The sequence below is a fragment of the Halegenticoccus soli genome (assembly GCF_002844195.1).
In the GTDB taxonomy this organism is placed as follows: Archaea; Halobacteriota; Halobacteria; order Halobacteriales; family Haloferacaceae; genus Halegenticoccus; species Halegenticoccus soli.
Genome location: NZ_PEND01000005.1, coordinates 376140 through 395552, shown reverse-complemented (window position 1 = coordinate 395552; position 19413 = coordinate 376140). Strand labels below are relative to the sequence as shown.

Genomic DNA, 19413 nt, shown 5'->3' with positions numbered 1-19413 from the left:
TGCATCGATTCGGTGATTCGACGCGGCCACTGCGAAATTCATCCTAAACATAGAACTGACGTTTGAGGGAGACAATTCGGGCTTCTTCAAATTATAAAACTACAGATATTATCCACAGAAGCCCTGTCTCCTCAAATTTCACATGAGGGCTCTATTTGGACGTGCCAGTTTTCCTCTCTGTCTCTGTGTCTCTGGACGAAAAATATAATGATATTTTAGACTATCCTGCAGGCACATTCGATTGACTGACGTTACAACAGATAAAATTTGTACTGTGCGGAACTGGATCCTACGTATTCGATACTAGCGGAGGCGGCCAGGGAGCTACTGATATAGTATTAAAACCATTTGTATGCTCGCGGGTAACGCTAAGGAAAGAGACACAAGTAAACCCGTCTGTTCGATGAGATCCCGATTCTTCGAAAAATCTGATAGAGAACCGTCTTGTGCCTATGATGTGATAGTATTTCCACCATCTGATTTGCGAAGTACTCGCTATATGAGACCACCTGTTTCAATTACTCCATATCCTACTACCTCCGTCGTATGCTGTGTTTCCGTATCTCTACTTTGTTCTTCCTGGACGGAAATTTCTACTCCAGAGCTAGAGAGGTTTCGATATCGAAGGGTTGCTGTATCCGATCCGTCAAACGTCTGTAAATCGGCCAGGAACAGAGGTGTTTCGTAGCTTTCTGTGAATGAAATATTGTACCAGGTGTCAGTCACAGCGTCAGGCGTTCGTCCGACTTCGAATTGTGTACCGTTAATATTGAACACGCCCGGTTCAATTGCCATGTATCCTACCGTCTCGCTCACATGAATCCCATCTAACCCTTCTTCTTCTTGCAGGCGGATCTCGGTGCTAGTGCTCGAAGTGTTCCGTTGACGAACGGCTATTGGGTATGGACCGTTGTGAGTCTGCGACTGGGCGAAAATAACTGGCTTAGTAGTGAAGTTCTGGGTGAAATTACGTTCAGTAAACTGATGATTTGTCGTCATCGTTCCTACTTCAATCCTGTTACCAGCCGATGAAACGTACGTGCTGGATTCCATGACGATATACTGGATCGTTTCTTGTACGTGCTTACCGTCCTGATACGCCCACTCTTCGATCTGAAATTCAAAACTCTCGCTTTGGACGTTCCGAAGCCTCACATGAGCAGGGTGAACACCATTGTAGGAGACCGGCTTCATGATCACAACAGGATCGTCATAGGCTCCCCTGAGCGAGACGGTACGCCACGTGTTTCGGTCCGGCTGATCGACCGAGACGGTGCCGCTTTCGCCGATCGCGAGCGCGGCCTCGACGTCGACTAATCCGTACCCCTGGGCGCTAGCGGGCAGATCGAGATCTTCCGCCGTCTGGCGGAGGCGACCGCGGGCACCGTCGGGATTCTCGTAGCTGTCCTGGGAGAGCTCGCCGCTCTCGTCGTACGTAACGTTGTTCGCGTTGTTGAACCCGACCACCATCAGCTGCGCGCCCGCGCCCGCGACGTGCGGTGCCGCCATCGACGTTCCCGAGAAGGTGGCGTACCCGCCGGCGACGGTGGAGTAGATCTCGGCGCCTGGCGCGGCGAGTTCGATCTGGGGGCCCGTCGAGGAGAACGACGCGACCGCGTCATTTCGCGTCGTTGCACTCACCGCGATCACCTCGGGGTAGGCGGCCGGGTAGTCGACGCAGCCTTCGCACCCGTCGTTGCCGGCGGCCGCAACCAGCAGCACGCCGTTGCGGTATGCGTACTTACAGGCGTCGTGAACCGTCTGCGAGCCGACGTCGCCGCCCAAGCTCAAGTTGGCGACCTCCCACCCTTGGTCGGCGGTGTAGACGATTGCGGCGGCGACGTCCGAGTAGTACCCCTGTCCGTTGCAATCGAGCGCTTTCAGCGCGTGGAGGGTCGCTCTGGTGCTGACGCCGACGACGCCCTCGGCGTTGTTCACCGCGTCAGCGGTGCCGGCAACGTGCGTGCCGTGATCGTTGTCGTCGTCCCAGGGCTGGAGACAGTCGTTGCCGTTGGACTGCGTGCACGGTTCGCCCGAAACGGTTGTTCCGCACGGCACGTACGCGTTTCCAGCCCCGAGATTCGCCTGAAGGTCGGGGTGATCCGAGTCGATGCCAGTGTCGATGATGGCGATGTCCGCGCCCCTCCCGGTGTAGCCGTCGTGGTGCACCTCGTCGGCGTCGATCCGATCGACGCCCCAGGGAATGGTCTGGGTTCCGCTGGAGCCGTGCCCCGTCGCCTCGAGAATCCCGTCCGGCTCGACGTAGCGGACGTCGCTACGGCTACTGAGCATACTACAGCTCTCGGAGGGGAAGGTCCCGACGACAGCTCCGCCGATTCGGCCGAAGTCGAGCGTTTGATGGACCGCAGCTGCTTCGGTCTGAACCGCCTCCATCGCCCTCTCCGTCGCAGTTCCAATTATAAGTCGATCCGGCTGGGGTGTGCTATCGGCCTCCACGCTTCGGCTTCCTATGGCGATTGTGCCCACTCCAGCGGCTCTTTTCAGTATCTTCCTACGAGTTAATTCACCCATCATCGTCTAACCCGTAAATTCCTAAATTTAATAATATTTCTTAGAGAATTTTATTAATTAATTCATACACTAATCAAAAACAACAACAAGTTATAGGCTGTTAGAGTTCAATTTCTCCAGGAGTAGAGATAGAATAATATAATATATTAAAACAATAACAAACAGTGTATAGAATTACAGAATAACTTGCATTGAAGACAAACAGAAACGGAAGAAAATCAATCGGAGAGGAACAGGCCGAAGACGATGTGGCCGATCGCTTCATCAACGCTCCAGAGAGGGATCAGACCGAATCCGAAGAGTGGTCTCGACGGAGCTTCCTCGGCGCTCTTAGCGCTGGGGCCTTCGGCGCGTCCGTTACGCGGAGAGATCGAAGCAACAACGTCTCTCCCCAGGTTGAGACACAGCAGACCGACACCGGCGGGGCGCGCCTCGTATATGGGCCGGACGAGATGAACGTCGGGGGCCGACTCGTCGTCGGCTCACCGAACGGCTACAACACGATACAGGAGGCTATCGCCGCGGCCGAAAACGGCGATACAATCTACGTCCACGGATCGTATGATGCACAGACCGCCGGCGAACAGTTCCCGATCCAACTCGATCTCACCCAGAAGAAGATCTCGTTGACCGGCGGGCACCCCGCCGGTTCAGTGATCGACGCAACGGGCGTGGACGCCAACGTCATCGAAGTGCTCGGCAGTGGCCAGCGCGACTACCGTAATCGGGCACTTATACAAGATCTCAAGATTATCGGTGGTAACATCGGACTCCGCGTTCAGGGCGTTCCATACTCGACATACCGCGGACTGATTTTCTTTGAAAATCGGTCGCACGGTGTTCAGGTCGAGGGGTATACCTCACCAGACGGTGAATTTAGAGGTACCTTCGGAGTTAACTTCATCGACTGTATGGCCTGGGCCTGTCGCGGTGTCGGATTCAGGTTGGATCCGGGCGCGCGCCCGCACAGTACCACCTTTTTTGGCTGTCACGCGCTCTACTGTGGCCTGTACGACGGGAACAATCTACCCGGCGTTCTGCTCCGAGGGTTTTCCTCAAGTTTTCACGGCGGTACGGTACAGTACAACGGTTCGTCCGGTATCGACGCTCGCTCTGGAGCAGTACAGGGCATATATAATACGTATTTGGAGGGGAACGGGATGAGCTCGCAATATCCGCAGGAAGTATTCGTCGGCGAAACCTCACCGGATCTCGCACTTCTCGACTGTTACTTCCGGGGGAATTACCCTCAGAACGCACCGAACGGACGAACCAAAGGATTCCGAGGCATCGCCATCGCTAACGCTCCGAACGTGAGCGTCGCAAACTCGACGTACCAGAACTACGAAGACGCCTTCGTTTACGTCACAAACGCCCGCGACGTAGACCTTTATCGGTCTTCGCACCTCGGGCTTGACGGCACGCAGTTCGTCAATACAACTTCGGACGTTCTGCGGCTTCGCAATCACGGCGATATCGCACCGACCGATTTGCGCGGCATAGAGGGCCTCTACGATGGTGATAAAGGAATCCACGACGGAAGCGGCGGCTACCCCCTCGCACTGGCGGTTTGGAACGGAAGCAACTGGATCTCCCAGATCGACGGAGGTGTGATCCAGTGACGAAACTCCTGTGCGGAGAGATTGTCACGGCATGGCAATCAGCTCTAGCAGGGTTTTTCGATTCTTCGTATGCCTGATTGTACAGTAGAACAACACAAAAACACGGATAAAAAATGAGAGAAGATAACAATATGGTCGACGAAAGCACAGCTCCAGAAACCCAACCGCAGGTCGGATTCTTCGACGAGAACGCTCCTAACACGGGGATTGCCAAACAGATCGAGACACAACAGAGCGATACCGAAGGAGCGCGAATCATATACGGTCCCGACGAGATGAACATCGGCGGACGACTCGTCGTTGGGACGCCAAACGGCTACAATACTATTCAAGAGGCCATTGCAGCCGCGGAGGATGGTGACATAATCTATGTTCACGGTTCGTATGATGCGCAGACCGCTGGCGAAACTTTCCCGATCCAGCTCGATCTCACCCAGAAGAAGATCTCGTTAACCGGAGGGCATCCTGCCGGCTCAGAGATTGACGCAACTGGCGTGAACGCGAGCGTCATCGAAGTCCTCGGAACTGGTCAGCGAGACTTTGAAAACAGGGCATTGGTGAGCGACCTTAAACTCATCGGAGGGAACGTTGGGATGCGCATCCGTGGCGTCCCATACTCGACGTACCGCGGGCTGATCCTCTTCAAAAACCAATCGCATGGCATCGAAGTTGATGGTTATACATCTCCGGAGGGTAGGCCGAGGCTATCTCCCGGACTTAATTTTATTGACTGTATGGCCTGGTCTTGTAGAGGAGTCGGGTTCAAGTTAAATCAAAGTGCGAAGCCTGCTAATACGAATTTCTTTGGGTGTCACGCCCTTTTCTGCGGGCTTTATGACGGAAACAACCTTCCCGGTGTCGAGCTTCGGGGGAACTCATCAAGCTTTCACGGTGGTACCATCCAAAACAACGGCGCAGCTGGCATCAAAGCTACCTATGGGAGAGGTCAAGGTCTCTACAATATCTACTTCGAAGGAAATGGTATGAGTTCCGAGTACCCTCAAGAGATCTTCCTTCCCGGAGGCTCTGGGTGCTTTACAGTTCGGGACTGTTATTTCCAAGGTATCTACGCTCGGACCGCACCTAACGGACGCAGTAAGGGATACCACGGAATTTTTGTCGACAGTGCCCATAAGGTGAGTATCAACAACTCGACGTACCGGAATTACGAAGATGCGCTTATCTTCGTCTCAAACGTCGCTGACATTGACCTCCACCGGTCATCGCATCTCGCTCTCGACAATACACCGTTTATCAAGACGGGCTCGAATGCTTTAAGACTCCGTGATAACGGTGATATCGTGCCAACTGATCTACGAGGTGTTAGCGGCCTGTATGTTGGCGATAAAGGGATTCACAACGGGGAGGGTAATTACCCAACTGGACTGGCTGTCTGGAACGGGAACAACTGGATTTCGCAGATTGACGGTGGGGCAATCCACTAGTTCAATGCTGACAGGATAGTCTGTTATCTGATTCGAATAGACTTTTATAATCGAAATCTAGAAAGCTGAGTTCTGTATACCGTCTAATCTCTGTTTTTAAAAAGCAATTCTGAAAAGCGAAAATCATAATATTTATTAATAATTGCCTCCGGAATAGAATCATGGTGGGGTGATTGTTAAAATTCCATACCCAATGAAAATTTTATAAATAAAGCGTATTTAATTGAAACATTTAAGTAAATTACGAGATATCTTTCTAAGACAGTAAACAGACGAGTGCTATAACATAGACCAGCGATCAAACAGATATTTATCTCATTCATACATAGGTCTTTAATATACTCCATCGAAAGCTGTTTCACATGAAGGTACACGACGAGAGCGTCCCAATGGAACAATTTGAACGCTTCTTGAATTCGATGCCGCAAGTGAGTGTCGAGCTCGTAATCTCCTTCGATCAAGGAATCCTCCTGCTTCGGCGACGCAACGAACCGGCGAAGGGGGAGTGGTTCTGGCCGGGAACGAGGCTGTACAAAGGTGAGACGTTCGACCAGGCGGCGAAAAGGCTTGCGAGAGAAGAACTCAGTATCGCCATTCGGTTGGGCGAAATGCTGGGGGTTTACAACCACTTCTGGGACACAGGTAACTTGCCCAACGTGGAGACGACCCACACGGTGAATATCGTGTACCACGCTCACGCGGAAAGCAACGCCGAAGACATCGTACTTGACGGACAACACGATGACTATCGACTTATAACGGAACTCGACCCGACGCTTCACGAATACGTCATCCGATACCTGGAAGACGGAGATTTCTTTTAATTAGCGGCGCGTCCGCTTCCCTTCGAGCGGAGTCAGAACCATCAACTCGGCGTCACGATCTCGCCTCGAACTCCCACTTCTTCCGGAAGCTACTCAAAAGGAATCGAGCGGCTACGCTTTTTTTGTACTTACCGCGTCGATGGTCGCTTTGAGGCCCGCTTCGAGGTCGTAGTCCGGCGACCATCCGAGGCTCCGAAGTTTCGAAGAATCGGAAACGTGTCTCGGGATCTCGACGCCCTCGTCGCGCTGTCGATCGGCGGTCGAGACGAGCTCGACGTCTCTGTCGATTAATTCGAGTATGAGGCCTGCGAGCTCCCCGATTTCGGTGTCCTCGCCCCGTCCGACGTTGTAGGCTTCCCCTCTCTCGCCGCTCCTTAGCAACGTCAGAAGCGCGCCTACGGTGTCTTCCACGTACAGGAAATCTCTACTCGGCGAGAGATTACCCAGCTCGACCGTCTCGTCCGTCAGCGCCTGCTCGATGATCGCGGGAACCACGTTGTGGGTGGGCTGTCCCGGTCCGAAAGTGTTGAAAATCCTGGCGGTCACGGTGTCAAGTCCGTACGTGCGGTGGTAGGCGTGCACGAGTCGGTCCGCGGCCGCTTTACTCCCGCCGTAGGGCTCGGCCGGATACATCGGATGATCCTCGGAGATCGGTAGCTTCTCGGGAGGACCGTACACGCTGGCCGTGCTCGCGTAGACGAATCTGGCGTCGTCCGCATCTCGTGCCGCCTCAAGAAGGTTGAGCGTCCCCGTCGCGTTTATCTCCCACGTCGTCCGGGGAGATTCGATGGCCGTTTCGATGCTCGTCTGGCCGGCGAGGTGAACGATTGCATCAGGATTTCCCAGTTCGAAGTTCTCCGGCGCCGTGACGTCGCCGCGTCGGACGGATTCGTTCGGTCGCACCTGTACGTCGGTTGTCGGACGAACGAGGAGAGTGACGTCGAGCCCTTCGCTCGCCAGCGCATCCCGGAGGTGGCCGCCGAGAAAGCCGGTACCTCCAGTAACGAAGACCGATTCGAGAGGTTTATTCGATGACATGGTGATGATCCTACTCGACTACCGGTTGTAAACGAAGGCCCGCCTTGGGATTAACCCACCGCTCGTCGCCGCGCTTGACGCGCTCGTGGTCCGTCCGCGCCATATCTCGGATCATTTCCTCGAAGGTAACCTCCGCGGACCAATCCAGCTCGGCCTCAGCCTGCGAGGGATCCGACTGAAGCACGTTCACTTCCGCGGGCCGGTAGAACCGCTCGTCGACGACGACGTAGTCCTCGTAGTCCAACCCCAGTTCGTCGAACGCGACCTCTGCACACCGGCGGACGGTGTAGGTCTGGCCGGTTCCGATGACGTAATCGCGGAGGTTTTCGGGGTCCTGCTGCAGCATAAGGTGCATCGCTTTCACGTAGTCTCGCGCGTCGCCCCAATCCCGCTTCGCGTCGAGGTTTCCGAGGCGGAGTTCGTCCTGTAGCCCCTCCTTGATACGCGCTGCCCCGAGTGTGATCTTCCGCGTGACGAACTCCTCCCCCCGACGGGGGCTCTCGTGATTGAACAGGATGCCGTTGACGGCGAACATGTCGTACGCCTCCCGGTAATTGATGGTTGACCAGTATCCGTACAGCTTCGCGACGCCGTACGGGGACCGAGGGTGGAAGTCCGTCTCCTCCGTTTGGGGGACCTCGTCGACCTCGCCGAACATCTCGCTGGTGCTCGCCTGGTAGAAGCGGGCGTCGGGCGCGTGCTGGCGTACCGCTTCGAGTAACCGAGTAACCCCCAGCCCCGTGACGTTCGACGTGTAGAGGGGCTGTTTGAACGACGTTCCGACGAAAGACTGTGCCGCCAGGTTGTACACTTCGTCGGGATCGGCCTTTTCCACCGCGCGGTTGAGCGAAACCTGATCCTCGAGATCCCCCTCGATGAGATCGATTGAGTCATCTTCGATGAGGTGTTTTATCCGCCAGTAGTTCTTCGAGGACGTTCGACGGACTAGCCCGTAGACATCGTATCCTTTGCTGTCCAGATATTCGGCGAGATAGCTTCCGTCCTGTCCTGTCACTCCGGTTATCAACGCTGACGGCATTGATTTTTCAAACACTATCTTATCACTTTAAGCTACCGAAGACCCCAAATTTAAAAGGTCGTCACAGGAAGTAGACCCTAGTCTTGGGACTTTCGCCTGCGATGAGCAGACATTAATATTCGATGATGATGTAAATTAGTGATCGACAGCTTGGAGTTCGAAGGCTGAACCCCGAGTCGGGATCTCTTTGACTAAATTCGATAATATTCAATCATTCTTTGACTTTTTGTCAATGAACGATAGAATCACGACTACCTTATTGTTGTCCCGTCGACAAGTGATCTCCATGCACTTATAGTATTATCGTAAAATGCAGGACCGGGTGTGTTCCCTCCACTTCCGTCATGGTAGGCTTGATTCCCGACTTCTTGCTTCAATTGCCTTACATCGATCGGTTTCGTAGGGTTATTTTCTCCTAAATAATCAGCGATAATATCTATATTGTACCACTCCTCTCTGCTTGCTCCTTTGATATAAACTCCGGAAAAGTCGACATCCTGGTAAACGGCCGGTGACCTCTCGATAACTCTAACTCCAAAATAGTGTTTTGGTGAATTCTCATCCGAAATAATATCTAAGTCGGTCACTCGAAGCCGTGTGATGTTATTTCCAGCTACTTCTACACCGAGTCCGCTCGGGAATGATCCACTTTTTTGGTTATTGTTCTTAATAACATTATTCTTAATTGCCACATCTTTGACCTCACTTCGCGCAGTTGATATTAACAGGCCATCCATCCATCCATGTTTAAACGAACAGTCAATGATTTGTACATCCTGACCTCCCTCAAGTTTCACGTTGTGTGTGCCATTACCCTTACCATTTTCGAGGAAAGTGCAGTTTGTAATCTCAATATCTTCCGAGAAACGCCCATCAATCATTAGACCTAAACCGTTATTGTAGGCGACAAGACAATCACTCATACGAAAACCACGTGTCTTCCGTTGACTTCCGTCAACTACTTGTGAAGTATCTGCCTTAATTTCAATCCCACTTCTCCCTTTACCGTTAAGTATCTGGCACCCATCGAGAGTAATATCCTTATTATCGGTGACATTTGTCCACGTAGAAATGACGGTAGATTGTCGTTCCCCATCAAGAATGCAGTTAGAAACCGTAACGTTCTGGCAGCCATGGAAATGAATGCAATGCTCATTATTATCGTGGAAATGGCAGTTCGCTACTGTGATATCAGTTGTAACCGATGGGTCTTGCTTGCTAGTTAATTCGAGACCATCTCCCGTAGAATTGACTGACCAAAGATTGGAAAATTTGTGCCTACTACCGACCACTTCTATATTATGCATATCACTTAGATCCGTTATTTCATCAGGGTTTTGATTTTGCATATTTCCATCAATGAGAAAGTCTTTTAGATGACATCCAGTAACAATCTGTGGATTACTTTCATGAGCAGGCTGACCAATATCTAAAATAGATTTCCCCTTACCTGGCTCAGTAATACCGTCTGGGAGGAATATCTTTGTTGAGTGACCTTGTCCTTCAATGGTCACGTTACTTTTATTAACGAATATAGCTGCTTCATTTGCTGTCCCATCTTTCACCTCATATGTCCCTTCAAGTAGGATTACTTTACCCCCTGTATCAGGGAGCAAATTAATTGCTTCTTGAATGCCTGGACAGTCATCTTCAGGAAACGCGATTTGGATCTTATTTAGCTCTTCTAATGATAGAGACTTGAGGACGTATTTCCACTCCGCGTCTCCTACAAGCCACTCGTAAAAACCGCCAGGAGTAACTCCAAGAGCAGGTGGATTTTCTGGTACGGGTAGCTCTTCTTTACTACTTGCCCGATATGTTTTTGTATAAGCTGTATTCATATCACTTTCATCTACTTGGGGAGCGCTGTTTCGACCTGGTTCTTTTTTTGTCATATGGGCGCTCGATTCAGCACTTAATGTTACGCTGGCCATGGTTCCTGCAATAATCTCTCGACGAGTTAGTTTTTTCATAGCTAACCTACGTTTATCATACGATAGAATAGTTAAAAAGACTTTCCCCAAAAGAGTCATATCCTGGCTGGTGTTTCATCTCAATTTTAACTCGTAGAAGAAATGATGATCTTGGGAGTAACACCGTGTGTAGGACATGCATTTTCCTCGGCCAATAGGTTAGTAAGGAAGGGATTCTTAGCCCCGCTCGATGGCCACAGCACGCCGCCGCAGATTCGTCCACGCGCAGACCGCGTGGATGCTCGCAGCAGCGCTGGCGCTGGCCCTCCTGGACGCGTTGACGCTCGAACTGTTCTTCGTCCTCTCGCTGATCGGCTTTCTGATCGTCGTCGAGTTCACGGCGCCCTTTTCGGTCACGCCGGAGTGGCGGGCGCGACTCAAATGGCTCATCCTCGCCGGACTTGCCGCCTTCGGCTACGTTGCCGTCCGCCGCATCCTCTCGACCCTCCCGGTAGAGGTGTTCTGAGGTGCGGTTCAGCATGTCCGAAATCGGCTACCCGCGCGCACTCCTCGTCGCACTCGCCGTCCTCCTCGCGGTGGCGGCGATCGTCGCGGCGAGCACGTCGACGGCGGCGTTCGGTGTCTACAACTCGGCATGGGACGGCGCTTCGTCCCTCAAGGCGGAGGCCGACGCCGTCGGAACGGAGTCGGAGATCGTCCTCAACACGAGCGCGTACCGGGAGACGCCGGCGAACGGAACTGTCGCGGTCGTCCTCTCGCCCGAGACGCGCTACGAGCAGGAAGACAGCGCCAGGCTACGAAGTTTCGTTCGCAACGGCGGAACGCTCGTCGTCGCGGACGACTACGGTCCGCACGGCGACGCGCTCCTCGCGGACGTCGGCGCTGACGCCCGATTCGACGGCCGACCCCTCCGGGACGAGCGGCACAACTACCGCTCGCCGAACATGCCCGTGGCTACGAACGTCTCGGACGACCCGAATGCCTCGATCGTCGACGGGGTCGATCAGCTGACGCTGAACTACGGGACCGCCGTCAGACCAAACGGCGCGACGGTCCGGGCGACGACGTCCGGCTTCGCCTACTTCGACGAGAATCAGAACGGGGAGCTCGACGGCAATGAGTCGCTCGGCGAACGTCCGGTCGTAACCGTCGAATCGGTCGGGGAGGGCCGGGTGATCGTCGTCGGCGATCCGAGCCTGTTCATCAACGCGATGCTCGACCGGCCCGGGAACCGCGGGTTCGTCCGGGCGATCTTCGACGATCACAAGCGCGCCATCCTGGACTACTCGCACAGCGGCAGCCAGCCGCCGCTCGCCGTCGCGCTCCTGTTCATACGTGGATCGCCCGTGCTGCAGGTGTTGGTCGGCGTCGTGGGGCTCGGCCTCGTCGTCGGCTGGACGAAGCGACCGGGGCTCCTCGGTCGATTGCGTCGCGGGGACGCGCGCGATGAAGTCCGGATCGACGCCGCGCGGAGGGACGAACTCGCGGCGTATCTCCGGCGACAGCACCCGGACTGGGACGACCGCCGAGTCGAACGCGTGATAGCAGGCGTTTTATCCGAAGAGGATGAAGGTGATGGTAATGGATAGCGTAAACGAAATTTATACCGGCATCCGAGACGAGGTACAGAAGGTACTCATCAGCAACGAGAACGTGGTCGAGGGGTTCACCGTCGCGCTGCTCACGGAGGGACACGTTCTGCTCGAAGGGGTTCCTGGCGTCGCGAAGACGACCATGGCGAACCTCTTCGCGCGCGCAACGGGACTCGACTATCGGCGGATTCAGATGACGCCGGACGTCCTGCCCGCCGACATCACCGGGACGCAGGTCTACCGCGAGAACGCGGGCGAGTTCGAGCTCCAGCGCGGTCCGGTGTTCGCGAACCTCGTCGTCGCCGACGAGATCAACCGCGCGACGCCAAAGACCCAGAGCGCACTGCTGGAGGCGATGCAGGAGCAGCACGTCACGATCGAGGGTAATACCCTGTCGCTCCCGAGCCCGTTCATGGTGATCGCGACGCAGAACCCGATCGAGATGGAGGGCACCTTCGAGCTGCCGGAGGCCCAGCGCGACCGCTTCCAGTTCAAGCTGACCGTCGATCTGCCGACGTTCGACGAAGAGCACGAGCTCCTGAATCGCTTCGACGCGAACCCGAATCTCGGCCCGGACGACGTCACGCAGATGGTCCATCCTGAAGACGTCCTGCAGGCGCGCCAGGCCGTGACGCGCGTCCACGTCGACGAGAAGGTCAAGGAGTACATCCTCGATGTCGTGGCCGCGACGCGCGAGTCGCCCGCCGTCGAGTACGGCGCCTCGCCGCGGGCGACGCTCGCGTTCCTCAACGCGGGGAAGGCCCGCGCTGCGATCCGCGGTCGGGAGTACGTCATCCCAGACGACGTGAAGTCCCTCGCCGAGAAGATCCTCGCCCACCGGCTCGTTCTCACCGCTGACGCGGAACTCAGCGGACAGAGCGTTTCCGAGGTCGTCGCAGAGGTCGTTGACGGAATCGAACCGCCCGAAGGATCCTCCCTCTCCTCGGAGAGCGCACCTATCTCCGACGGGAGCGATGTCTCCCGAATGTAGGCGATGTCTCCCGAACGCAGCCGCCTTCACCCCGCGGAAATCCGCTCAGCTTCCCCTCAACGGTCGACGTTTCTCCCCGAAAAGTTCGTTATGGCACCCGGCCTACGTTCGACTGTGTCCTCTTTCGCTCCGACGTCGTCGCCGGTTTTCCCGACTACGCGACCTCTTCGTCCGACGGGACCCCTTCATCCGACTCGTCGAAGTCCCAGCGATAGGTGACGAGGAAGTCGGCGGCGTCGGAGCCGTGGACTTCGGCGGCCACCGGCGTCGACAGGCCGACGGCGAGGCCGACGGCGAGGAACGACACGACCGGGTGATCGAACCGCGCCTCCGGACCGTAGGCGCTCCCGTCGACACGGAACGTCGCGCGTCCGTCCTCCGGATCGACGTCCGCCGCCGCCCTGTCTGCGAGTTCGAACCCTTCCACGAGCGCGTCGGCCAGCTGGTCGGCCAGCTCCGTCGGCGTCTCTCCGAGACCGCCGGTTCGCGTCCGGTCGAACTCCGCGAAGAGGGCGCTCCCGGTCGGGATGAACGACACGCCGCGTCGCCGCTCCTCCTCGGAGACGACGAAGACGGAGTCGAGTTCCGCCGTGTCCGGGAGCTCATGGTCGCCGTACTGGGGGACGAAAAGTTGCGCGGCGGGGTCTCCCTCGGTCGGCACGTAGATACGTGCATCCTGCAGTCCAAGCTCGGCCGTCATCGCAGCCTGCGTGTCCGCCAGCGCGCCGTAGACGCGCTCGCCGACGTCGGCCGCGATGAACCGCTCCGGCGTGAGGTAGTACGTCAACACCGCCGAGAAGAGCCCCGTCCCGCCGAGCACGAGGAGGACGGTCCGCGCGCTCGGGAAGATGACGGCGGCTCCCGTGGCCAGTGCGCCGACCAGTGCAAGTCCCAGCGCCGTGCGACGGTACTGCGTCCGCTTGGCCTGCGTGTACTCCTCTCTGAGGCGACGGTTCTCCGCCCGGAGGAGGTCGATCTGGGCGGCGAGGTCGGCCGCGTCGGACTCTCCGTCAGCGCCATCGACGTCCCTCTCGGCGTTCCGTTCGTCCGTCTCGTCGACTTCCTCCGCCTCGTTCCGACCGTCCGCCCCGTCGCGCGAGAGCTGACTGCTCATGCGACGTCCCCCGCGAGACCGAGTGAAACGCGTTCGTAGCGGTGGAGCCCGTAGGCGAACGCAGCGCAGATCAGAATTAGGAGTCCGGCGACGGGTAGCGGCTCTTCCAGCCACGTCATCGCCTCCCAGGTAACCGCGCCGAGGGCGGCGAACAGGACGACGGTCGCCGCAGCGAGCCGCACGGGTGTCTGGCTTCGCAGCGACGGGCTCACGAGAACGGGAACGAGCCCGAGTTCGACGAGCGTGAGCTGTGCGGCCGCCGGCCCTTCCGGGAAGACGGCGAGAAGACCGAGATGCGCGACGGCGAAGAGGACCTCCTCCGAGAGGACCAACCCGAAGAGGAGCAACGCGATCCCGACGCCGGCCCCGATCGCGCCGCCGGTCGCGCTCAGCGCGGCGGTACCTGCGAGGAGCCCGCCCCACTTGAGCACGCGCTGCCAGCGCGACGGCGGCCGCCGGGGGGCGATCGCTTCACCATTCGTTGAACGTGACATTCCTCTCCCCCTACGTCGAGCCGCCTTTTATATACTGCGGTATTGGGGATGTGAAAAACCGTTGTTTACAATGGAGATATAGCGTCCGCCTTTGTCTACTTTCACTCTATGCCGAAGGTACACGTTTCTTCGCAGTGTTTGAAGGAATGTGCGCGGAAACCTGGCAGTTGATTTGGTGTTTGCCACGGGCCTTGCCCGAAACCAAAATAGTGAGCCTACCGTGCCAACTGTCGTTAAACAACCAGGTAACTCGAAACCCTTGCGGGTACGAGTAACGGCTTCGTGGCAGAGCCAGTGGCCGACAGTCCACGAACCTTGAATTCCCAACCACCAGAATCGGTCACACAGAACTGGGGAATCCTCGCCCTTTAAGGCGGGAGGATGTCACTTTTACTTGCTCATCGCCGTGAGAATGCCGCGGTTAGACGAAGATCCGTACTCTGGCGTGTCGCTGTCGGATTCAAAAATCACGCCGATTTGATACTCTTTGGACCGAATTTACGCTGACCTACGCCCGCGCCCGTCGCCGCCGTTGCGCGCCGAGGAGCGCGTCGAGGCGATCGCCCGGACCCACCTCGAGGGCGGTGACGTGCGGGTGGCGATCGAGTTCGCGGCGGAACTCCTCGAAGGAGACGTATCGCCGGTAGGCTGCTTCGAGATCCGCCAGCCCACCCGGCTCGAACAGCACGCGTGGGGTGAGAAAGACGAGGACGCGGTCGTCGTTTCTCGCCGCCAATTTGACCGCCTCGCGCACGTGTCGGCGCGCGCTGTCGTCCGTGACGATGACGGTCCAGACGCTTCCCCGCAGGCGACCGATCTCCGTCCGGACGGTCTCGAAGAGGGGATCGCCGTCGATCCGGCGGACGTACCGCTCCCCCGCGCGGAAAAACGGCCGGAGCGTCGTCGCGAAGTCGGCGTCGTCCCCCTTCAGCCGAACGGTCGCGGTGTGGGCGGCCGCCGGACTCATCGCGGGTTCTCGATCGCCGGTCGATAGCCTCCCCTCCGATCGCGTCGGTTCGAGGTCGTGTAACTTCCGTCGGATCGTAGAGTAGTTCGCCGGCTCGGTGCTCGGTCGGAGGCGGACGGTCAGTCCGCCGTCGCCGACGGCGTACAGCCCGAGCGGATCCGACAGCTCCCGGGCGCTGCTCACGAACGAGAGCGCAACCTCCCGCGCGTAGTCGAGCATCGTCTCGCCCTCGCGGCCGACAGCCATCGTCCCGCGGTGGTCGCAGAGCAGCACCGTCCGCCTGTCCGTCTCCGTCTCGAACTCCCGGACGTACGGGTGGCCGAGTCGGGCCGTCGCCTTCCAGTCGATGCGGTTCGCCGCGTCGCCGGCGACGTACTTGCGGAGCTCCGCGACGGTGAGGCCGGACCCGCTCTGTTCGGTCGCGTGCTCGCCGTACGCCGCCGCGATGCGGTCGCCGCCGCGGCCGACGTGGATCTCGCGCGGGGCTCGCGGTTCGACGGTGAGGGACGGTGTCGAGCCGCGCCGGATCGTCTCCTCGAACAGGCCGAACGGGTCCGAGAGCGTGACCGCGGAGCGCGAGAATCGGAACGTCCCGGCCGTCGGAAACGACACCTCGAACGAAGTCGTCGCCTCCTGGTCGGTACGGGTGATCGACACGCTTCGATCCTCCTCGGACGGCGCTCGCCCTGCCACCGGCTCCGGGGCGGTTATCGAAATCGCGAGCGGTGTCGAGCCGGTCACACGGGCGTTGAGAGCCGCGTAGACGGGTTCGTCCACCACGACCTCCGTTCGGGCGAGCGTCAGATCCACCGTCAGTCGGTCGTCGACCGCCGTCGCGCCGCGGACGAACGCGTACTGGCGGGCGATGAGCCACGCGCCCAGGCCAGCCGCGCCGAACAGGAGGACCGGCCTGGCCGTGATGACGGAAAGCGCGGCCAGCGACGCGGCGACGGCCACGCTGGCCCAGTAACGGCGTGACACGTGCATACCGAACCCTTTCCCCCGGAGTAGTTGTAAGTTCTGGTCGAGGATAGTCCGTAATTATCATCGGCGGTTTCGGACGGTGATCTGCCGGCACCCGATCGAAGAGAAACTCCCCGAACGCCTACCGTCGTTCTATCCGCGATACCATCCCTTTTTTATGATCCGGTGGCGATGGACGAATATATGTCCGAAGAGAGGAATTGGCGGCTGCTGCTTCCGGCGCCCCTCCGCCGGTTTCCGCCCGACCTCACCGCCGTCGTCTGCCTCGTCGTCCTCGTCGACGCCGCCGCTTTGCTCCCAGTGATTCGCGACACTCCGCTGCGGGTCGTCCTCGGGCTTCCGCTCGTCCTCTTCGTTCCGGGATACGCCTTCATTTCGGCGCTGTTTCCCGAGGGTGCGACCGGAGATCCCGAGGGTTCGGGGGAGAGATCCGGCCGTTCCGGGATCGACGGGCTCGAACGCGTGGCGTTCTCGTTCGGAACGAGCATCGCGATCGTCGCGCTCCTTGGACTTCTGTTGAACTTCACCCCGTGGGGGATCCGCCTCGTGCCGATTCTGGTCGCCCTGAGCGCGTTCACGATTGCGATGGCCGGCCTCGCCGCCAATCGACGCCAGCGCGTCCCCGAATCGCGGCGGTTCGTCGTTCCGTACCGCGACTGGATCGCCGTTTTTCGGGAGGAAACGCTCCGCCCGCAGACGCGCACCGACGCGGTCCTAAACGTCGTCCTCGTGATCTGCCTGCTGCTCGCGGTCAGCAGCGTCGCGTACGCGGTCTGGACCCCGCGGGGCGGCGAGTCGTTTACCGAGTTCTACCTCCTGACCGAGGACGAGAACGGTGAATTCGTCGCCGACGACTACCCGACGAACTTCACGCAGGGCGAGGGGCAGTCGCTGTACGTCGGTATCACTAACCAGGAGCACGAGGCCGTGGACTACACCGTCGTCGTGGAGTTACACCGGGTGGAAACGGGGAACAACTCGACGCGCGTTCTCGAAGAGCGGGAGTTACACCGCTTCCAGACGACCCTGGATCACAACGAGACGTGGCGGACTCAGCACACGATCACGCCTCCGATCGCGGGTGATCGACTCCGGCTGACGTATCTCCTCTACAAAGGCACGCTACCGGCCGATCCCACGGTGGAGAACGCCGATCAGGAGCTTCACCTTTGGGTCAACGTTTCGGAATCTTCGGAGTAGTAAGTCCGGTCTAGCGGAGTAAATTACTTCTTGCGACGCATACCGCCAATATTCGAAAGTAGTGTACGTAACAAATGAAATATGCTAATACTACTACACTGCTTGGTAGTATAATGACTAAATAGGTCGTTGTATCCTTAGGACAGAAAAAATTTTATTACTGGATGTCCGTGGATCTATCTGATGAGTCACTATCTCCCCGACATCGACAACCGAATAGTCGGACGCTGCCTTCCGACCGACGCGACCGCTTCGAACGCGTCGCCGCGCCCCGCGGCCTCGACAGAGGCTGCGTCGCTCGAAACGGGCCGAAACACCGGACTCCCGGGAACGACGCATGACCGCTGAACAGACCATCGGCGGCGTCGACGGAGCGGCGATCAACGGTGATCGTACCGCAGTCATCGGCGACGATTCGGGCGAGGCACTGCTCCTTCAGGAAGACAGCAAGCAGACGCCGACGCTCAGCGTCGTCATGCCGACGCTGAACGAGGAAGAGGGGATCGCCGAGTGCATAGAGCGGATCAAGAGCGCGCTCGGCACGCTCGGCGTGCCCGGCGAGATCATCGTCAGCGACAGTTCGACCGACCGGACCCCCGAGATCGCCCGGGAGATGGGCGCGATCGTCGTCGAGCCCGACGCGCCGGGGTACGGGTACGCGTACCGGTACGCCTTCGAGCGGACCCGCGGGGAGTACATCGCCATCGGCGACGCCGACACGACGTACGACTTCGAGGAGCTGCCGAAGCTCTACGAGCTGGTCGCGAACGGCGACGCAGATATGGCGATGGGTAGCCGCCTGGAGGGTGAGATCAAGAAGGGGGCGATGCCGCCGCTACACCAGCACATCGGCAACCCGCTCCTTACGAAGTTCCTGAACGTGTTCTACGGCGCCGGCGTGAGCGACGCCCACAGCGGGATGCGCGTCATCTCGCGGGGCGCGCTGGAGGAGCTGGATTTGAAGACCGACGGAATGGAGTTCGCGAGCGAGATGATAATGGACGCCGGGGCTCGCGATCTAACCATCGAGGAGCTGCCGATCACGTACCACCCGCGCGAGGGCGAGGCGACGTTGGACAGCTTCCGTGATGGGTGGCGGCACGTGAAGTTCATGCTCGTAAACGCGCCCGGCTATCTGTTTTCGGTTCCTGGGTTCTTGCTCAGTGTGTTCGGTGCGTTCGTAATGGCTCTCGCCTATTTCAGCGTCCCCATCAACGGCATTACCTTGGGGGTGCACTCAATGATCGCGGGTAGCCTCTTTACGATCGTCGGAACCCAGGTCGTGAGTCTCGGTGCGTTCGCGACCGTCGCTGGGAATCCGATTCGAGCACCGGAAGATCCTGTGACCGAATACCTTACGCAGAATGTTCAGCTGGAACACGGCGCGACGTTCGGGTTGTGCCTGTTTGGAGTTGGGGCCGGCTTCGCCGGAGTCATGGTGATCCGCTGGGTTACAAGTGACTTTACTCAATTGCCTTTTCTGATGGGTGACGTTGTCGCTCTCACCGCGATGGTGCTTGGGTTGCAGATAGTCTTCAGCTCGTTTTTCCTTAGCGCAATAGCAGAATAATGAGTTGATCTTTCCTAGCGACACTCACTAACATATTCATGTTCTCACCGTTGGGACAGTGACCTAC

General features: G+C 57.8%; 15 protein-coding genes. 8 read left to right on the top strand and 7 right to left on the bottom strand.

Features of this window, described 5'->3' with window-relative positions:
• Positions 1-495: 495 nt before the first annotated feature.
• On the bottom strand, positions 496-2394 hold the full coding sequence (locus CNO20_RS15660) for a S8 family peptidase (protein ID WP_101297063.1): 1899 nt from the start codon (positions 2392-2394) through the stop codon (positions 496-498).
• A 329-nt stretch (positions 2395-2723) separates the two neighbouring features.
• Between CNO20_RS15660 and CNO20_RS15655 the strand changes: the two genes are divergently transcribed.
• The 3 genes from CNO20_RS15655 to CNO20_RS15650 all read left to right on the top strand — a co-directional run bounded on the left by CNO20_RS15655 (position 2724) and on the right by CNO20_RS15650 (position 6423).
• Positions 2724-4154: a right-handed parallel beta-helix repeat-containing protein gene (locus CNO20_RS15655; protein ID WP_143423250.1), complete on the top strand. Its 1431-nt coding sequence runs from the start codon at positions 2724-2726 to the stop codon at positions 4152-4154.
• A 113-nt stretch (positions 4155-4267) separates the two neighbouring features.
• The gene (locus CNO20_RS22670) at positions 4268-5599 is read left to right on the top strand and encodes a right-handed parallel beta-helix repeat-containing protein (RefSeq protein ID WP_233204220.1); all 1332 of its coding nucleotides are present in this window, start codon (positions 4268-4270) and stop codon (positions 5597-5599) included.
• A 362-nt stretch (positions 5600-5961) separates the two neighbouring features.
• Positions 5962-6423 carry an NUDIX domain-containing protein gene (locus CNO20_RS15650; protein WP_101297061.1) on the top strand — a complete coding sequence of 154 codons (462 nt, stop codon included), beginning with the start codon at positions 5962-5964 and terminating at the stop codon, positions 6421-6423.
• 111 nt (positions 6424-6534) lie between these two features.
• On the opposite strand, the gene CNO20_RS15645 is transcribed toward CNO20_RS15650, so the two are convergent.
• The 3 genes from CNO20_RS15645 to CNO20_RS15635 all read right to left on the bottom strand — a co-directional run bounded on the left by CNO20_RS15645 (position 6535) and on the right by CNO20_RS15635 (position 10434).
• On the bottom strand, positions 6535-7461 hold the full coding sequence (locus CNO20_RS15645) for an NAD-dependent epimerase/dehydratase family protein (protein WP_101297060.1): 927 nt from the start codon (positions 7459-7461) through the stop codon (positions 6535-6537).
• Positions 7462-7471: 10 nt separating this feature from the next.
• A complete protein-coding gene (gene gmd, locus CNO20_RS15640; RefSeq protein ID WP_101297059.1) occupies positions 7472-8500 on the bottom strand; it encodes a GDP-mannose 4,6-dehydratase in 1029 nt (342 codons plus the stop codon).
• Positions 8501-8751: 251 nt separating this feature from the next.
• Complete coding sequence (locus tag CNO20_RS15635; RefSeq protein WP_233204218.1) at positions 8752-10434, bottom strand: right-handed parallel beta-helix repeat-containing protein; 1683 nt, start codon at positions 10432-10434, stop codon at positions 8752-8754.
• 229 nt (positions 10435-10663) lie between these two features.
• Here CNO20_RS15635 and CNO20_RS15630 point away from each other — a divergent pair, with 229 nt between their 5' ends.
• Genes CNO20_RS15630 through CNO20_RS15620 form a run of 3 tightly spaced genes read left to right on the top strand, consistent with a single transcriptional unit; the run spans position 10664 to position 13017 of the window.
• Positions 10664-10939, top strand: coding sequence for a DUF8044 family membrane protein (locus CNO20_RS15630; RefSeq protein WP_101297058.1), 276 nt, complete (start codon positions 10664-10666; stop codon positions 10937-10939).
• Positions 10940-10952: 13 nt separating this feature from the next.
• Positions 10953-12023 carry a DUF4350 domain-containing protein gene (locus CNO20_RS15625; RefSeq protein WP_101297172.1) on the top strand — a complete coding sequence of 357 codons (1071 nt, stop codon included), beginning with the start codon at positions 10953-10955 and terminating at the stop codon, positions 12021-12023.
• The gene (locus CNO20_RS15620; RefSeq protein WP_101297057.1) at positions 12016-13017 is read left to right on the top strand and encodes an AAA family ATPase; all 1002 of its coding nucleotides are present in this window, start codon (positions 12016-12018) and stop codon (positions 13015-13017) included. The genes CNO20_RS15625 and CNO20_RS15620 overlap by 8 nt, the downstream gene beginning before the upstream one ends.
• Positions 13018-13171: 154 nt before the next feature.
• Here the strand turns inward: CNO20_RS15620 and CNO20_RS15615 are convergent, their stop codons facing one another.
• From CNO20_RS15615 to CNO20_RS15605, 3 genes are all read right to left on the bottom strand, one after another.
• The gene (locus CNO20_RS15615; protein WP_101297056.1) at positions 13172-14131 is read right to left on the bottom strand and encodes a DUF7982 domain-containing protein; all 960 of its coding nucleotides are present in this window, start codon (positions 14129-14131) and stop codon (positions 13172-13174) included.
• On the bottom strand, positions 14128-14625 hold the full coding sequence (locus CNO20_RS15610) for a DUF8163 family membrane protein (protein WP_143423246.1): 498 nt from the start codon (positions 14623-14625) through the stop codon (positions 14128-14130). The genes CNO20_RS15615 and CNO20_RS15610 overlap by 4 nt, the downstream gene beginning before the upstream one ends.
• 508 nt (positions 14626-15133) lie before the next feature.
• On the bottom strand, positions 15134-16579 hold the full coding sequence (locus tag CNO20_RS15605) for a DUF58 domain-containing protein (protein ID WP_101297054.1): 1446 nt from the start codon (positions 16577-16579) through the stop codon (positions 15134-15136).
• A 180-nt stretch (positions 16580-16759) separates the two neighbouring features.
• Here CNO20_RS15605 and CNO20_RS15600 point away from each other — a divergent pair, with 180 nt between their 5' ends.
• Together CNO20_RS15600 and CNO20_RS15595 are read left to right on the top strand one after the other, a co-directional pair.
• Positions 16760-17776 (top strand): DUF1616 domain-containing protein, encoded by a 1017-nt coding sequence (locus CNO20_RS15600; protein ID WP_101297053.1) that lies wholly within the window; start codon positions 16760-16762, stop codon positions 17774-17776.
• Between the two features lie 337 nt (positions 17777-18113).
• Positions 18114-19346 (top strand): glycosyltransferase family 2 protein, encoded by a 1233-nt coding sequence (locus tag CNO20_RS15595; RefSeq protein ID WP_101297052.1) that lies wholly within the window; start codon positions 18114-18116, stop codon positions 19344-19346.
• Positions 19347-19413 lie beyond the last annotated feature (67 nt).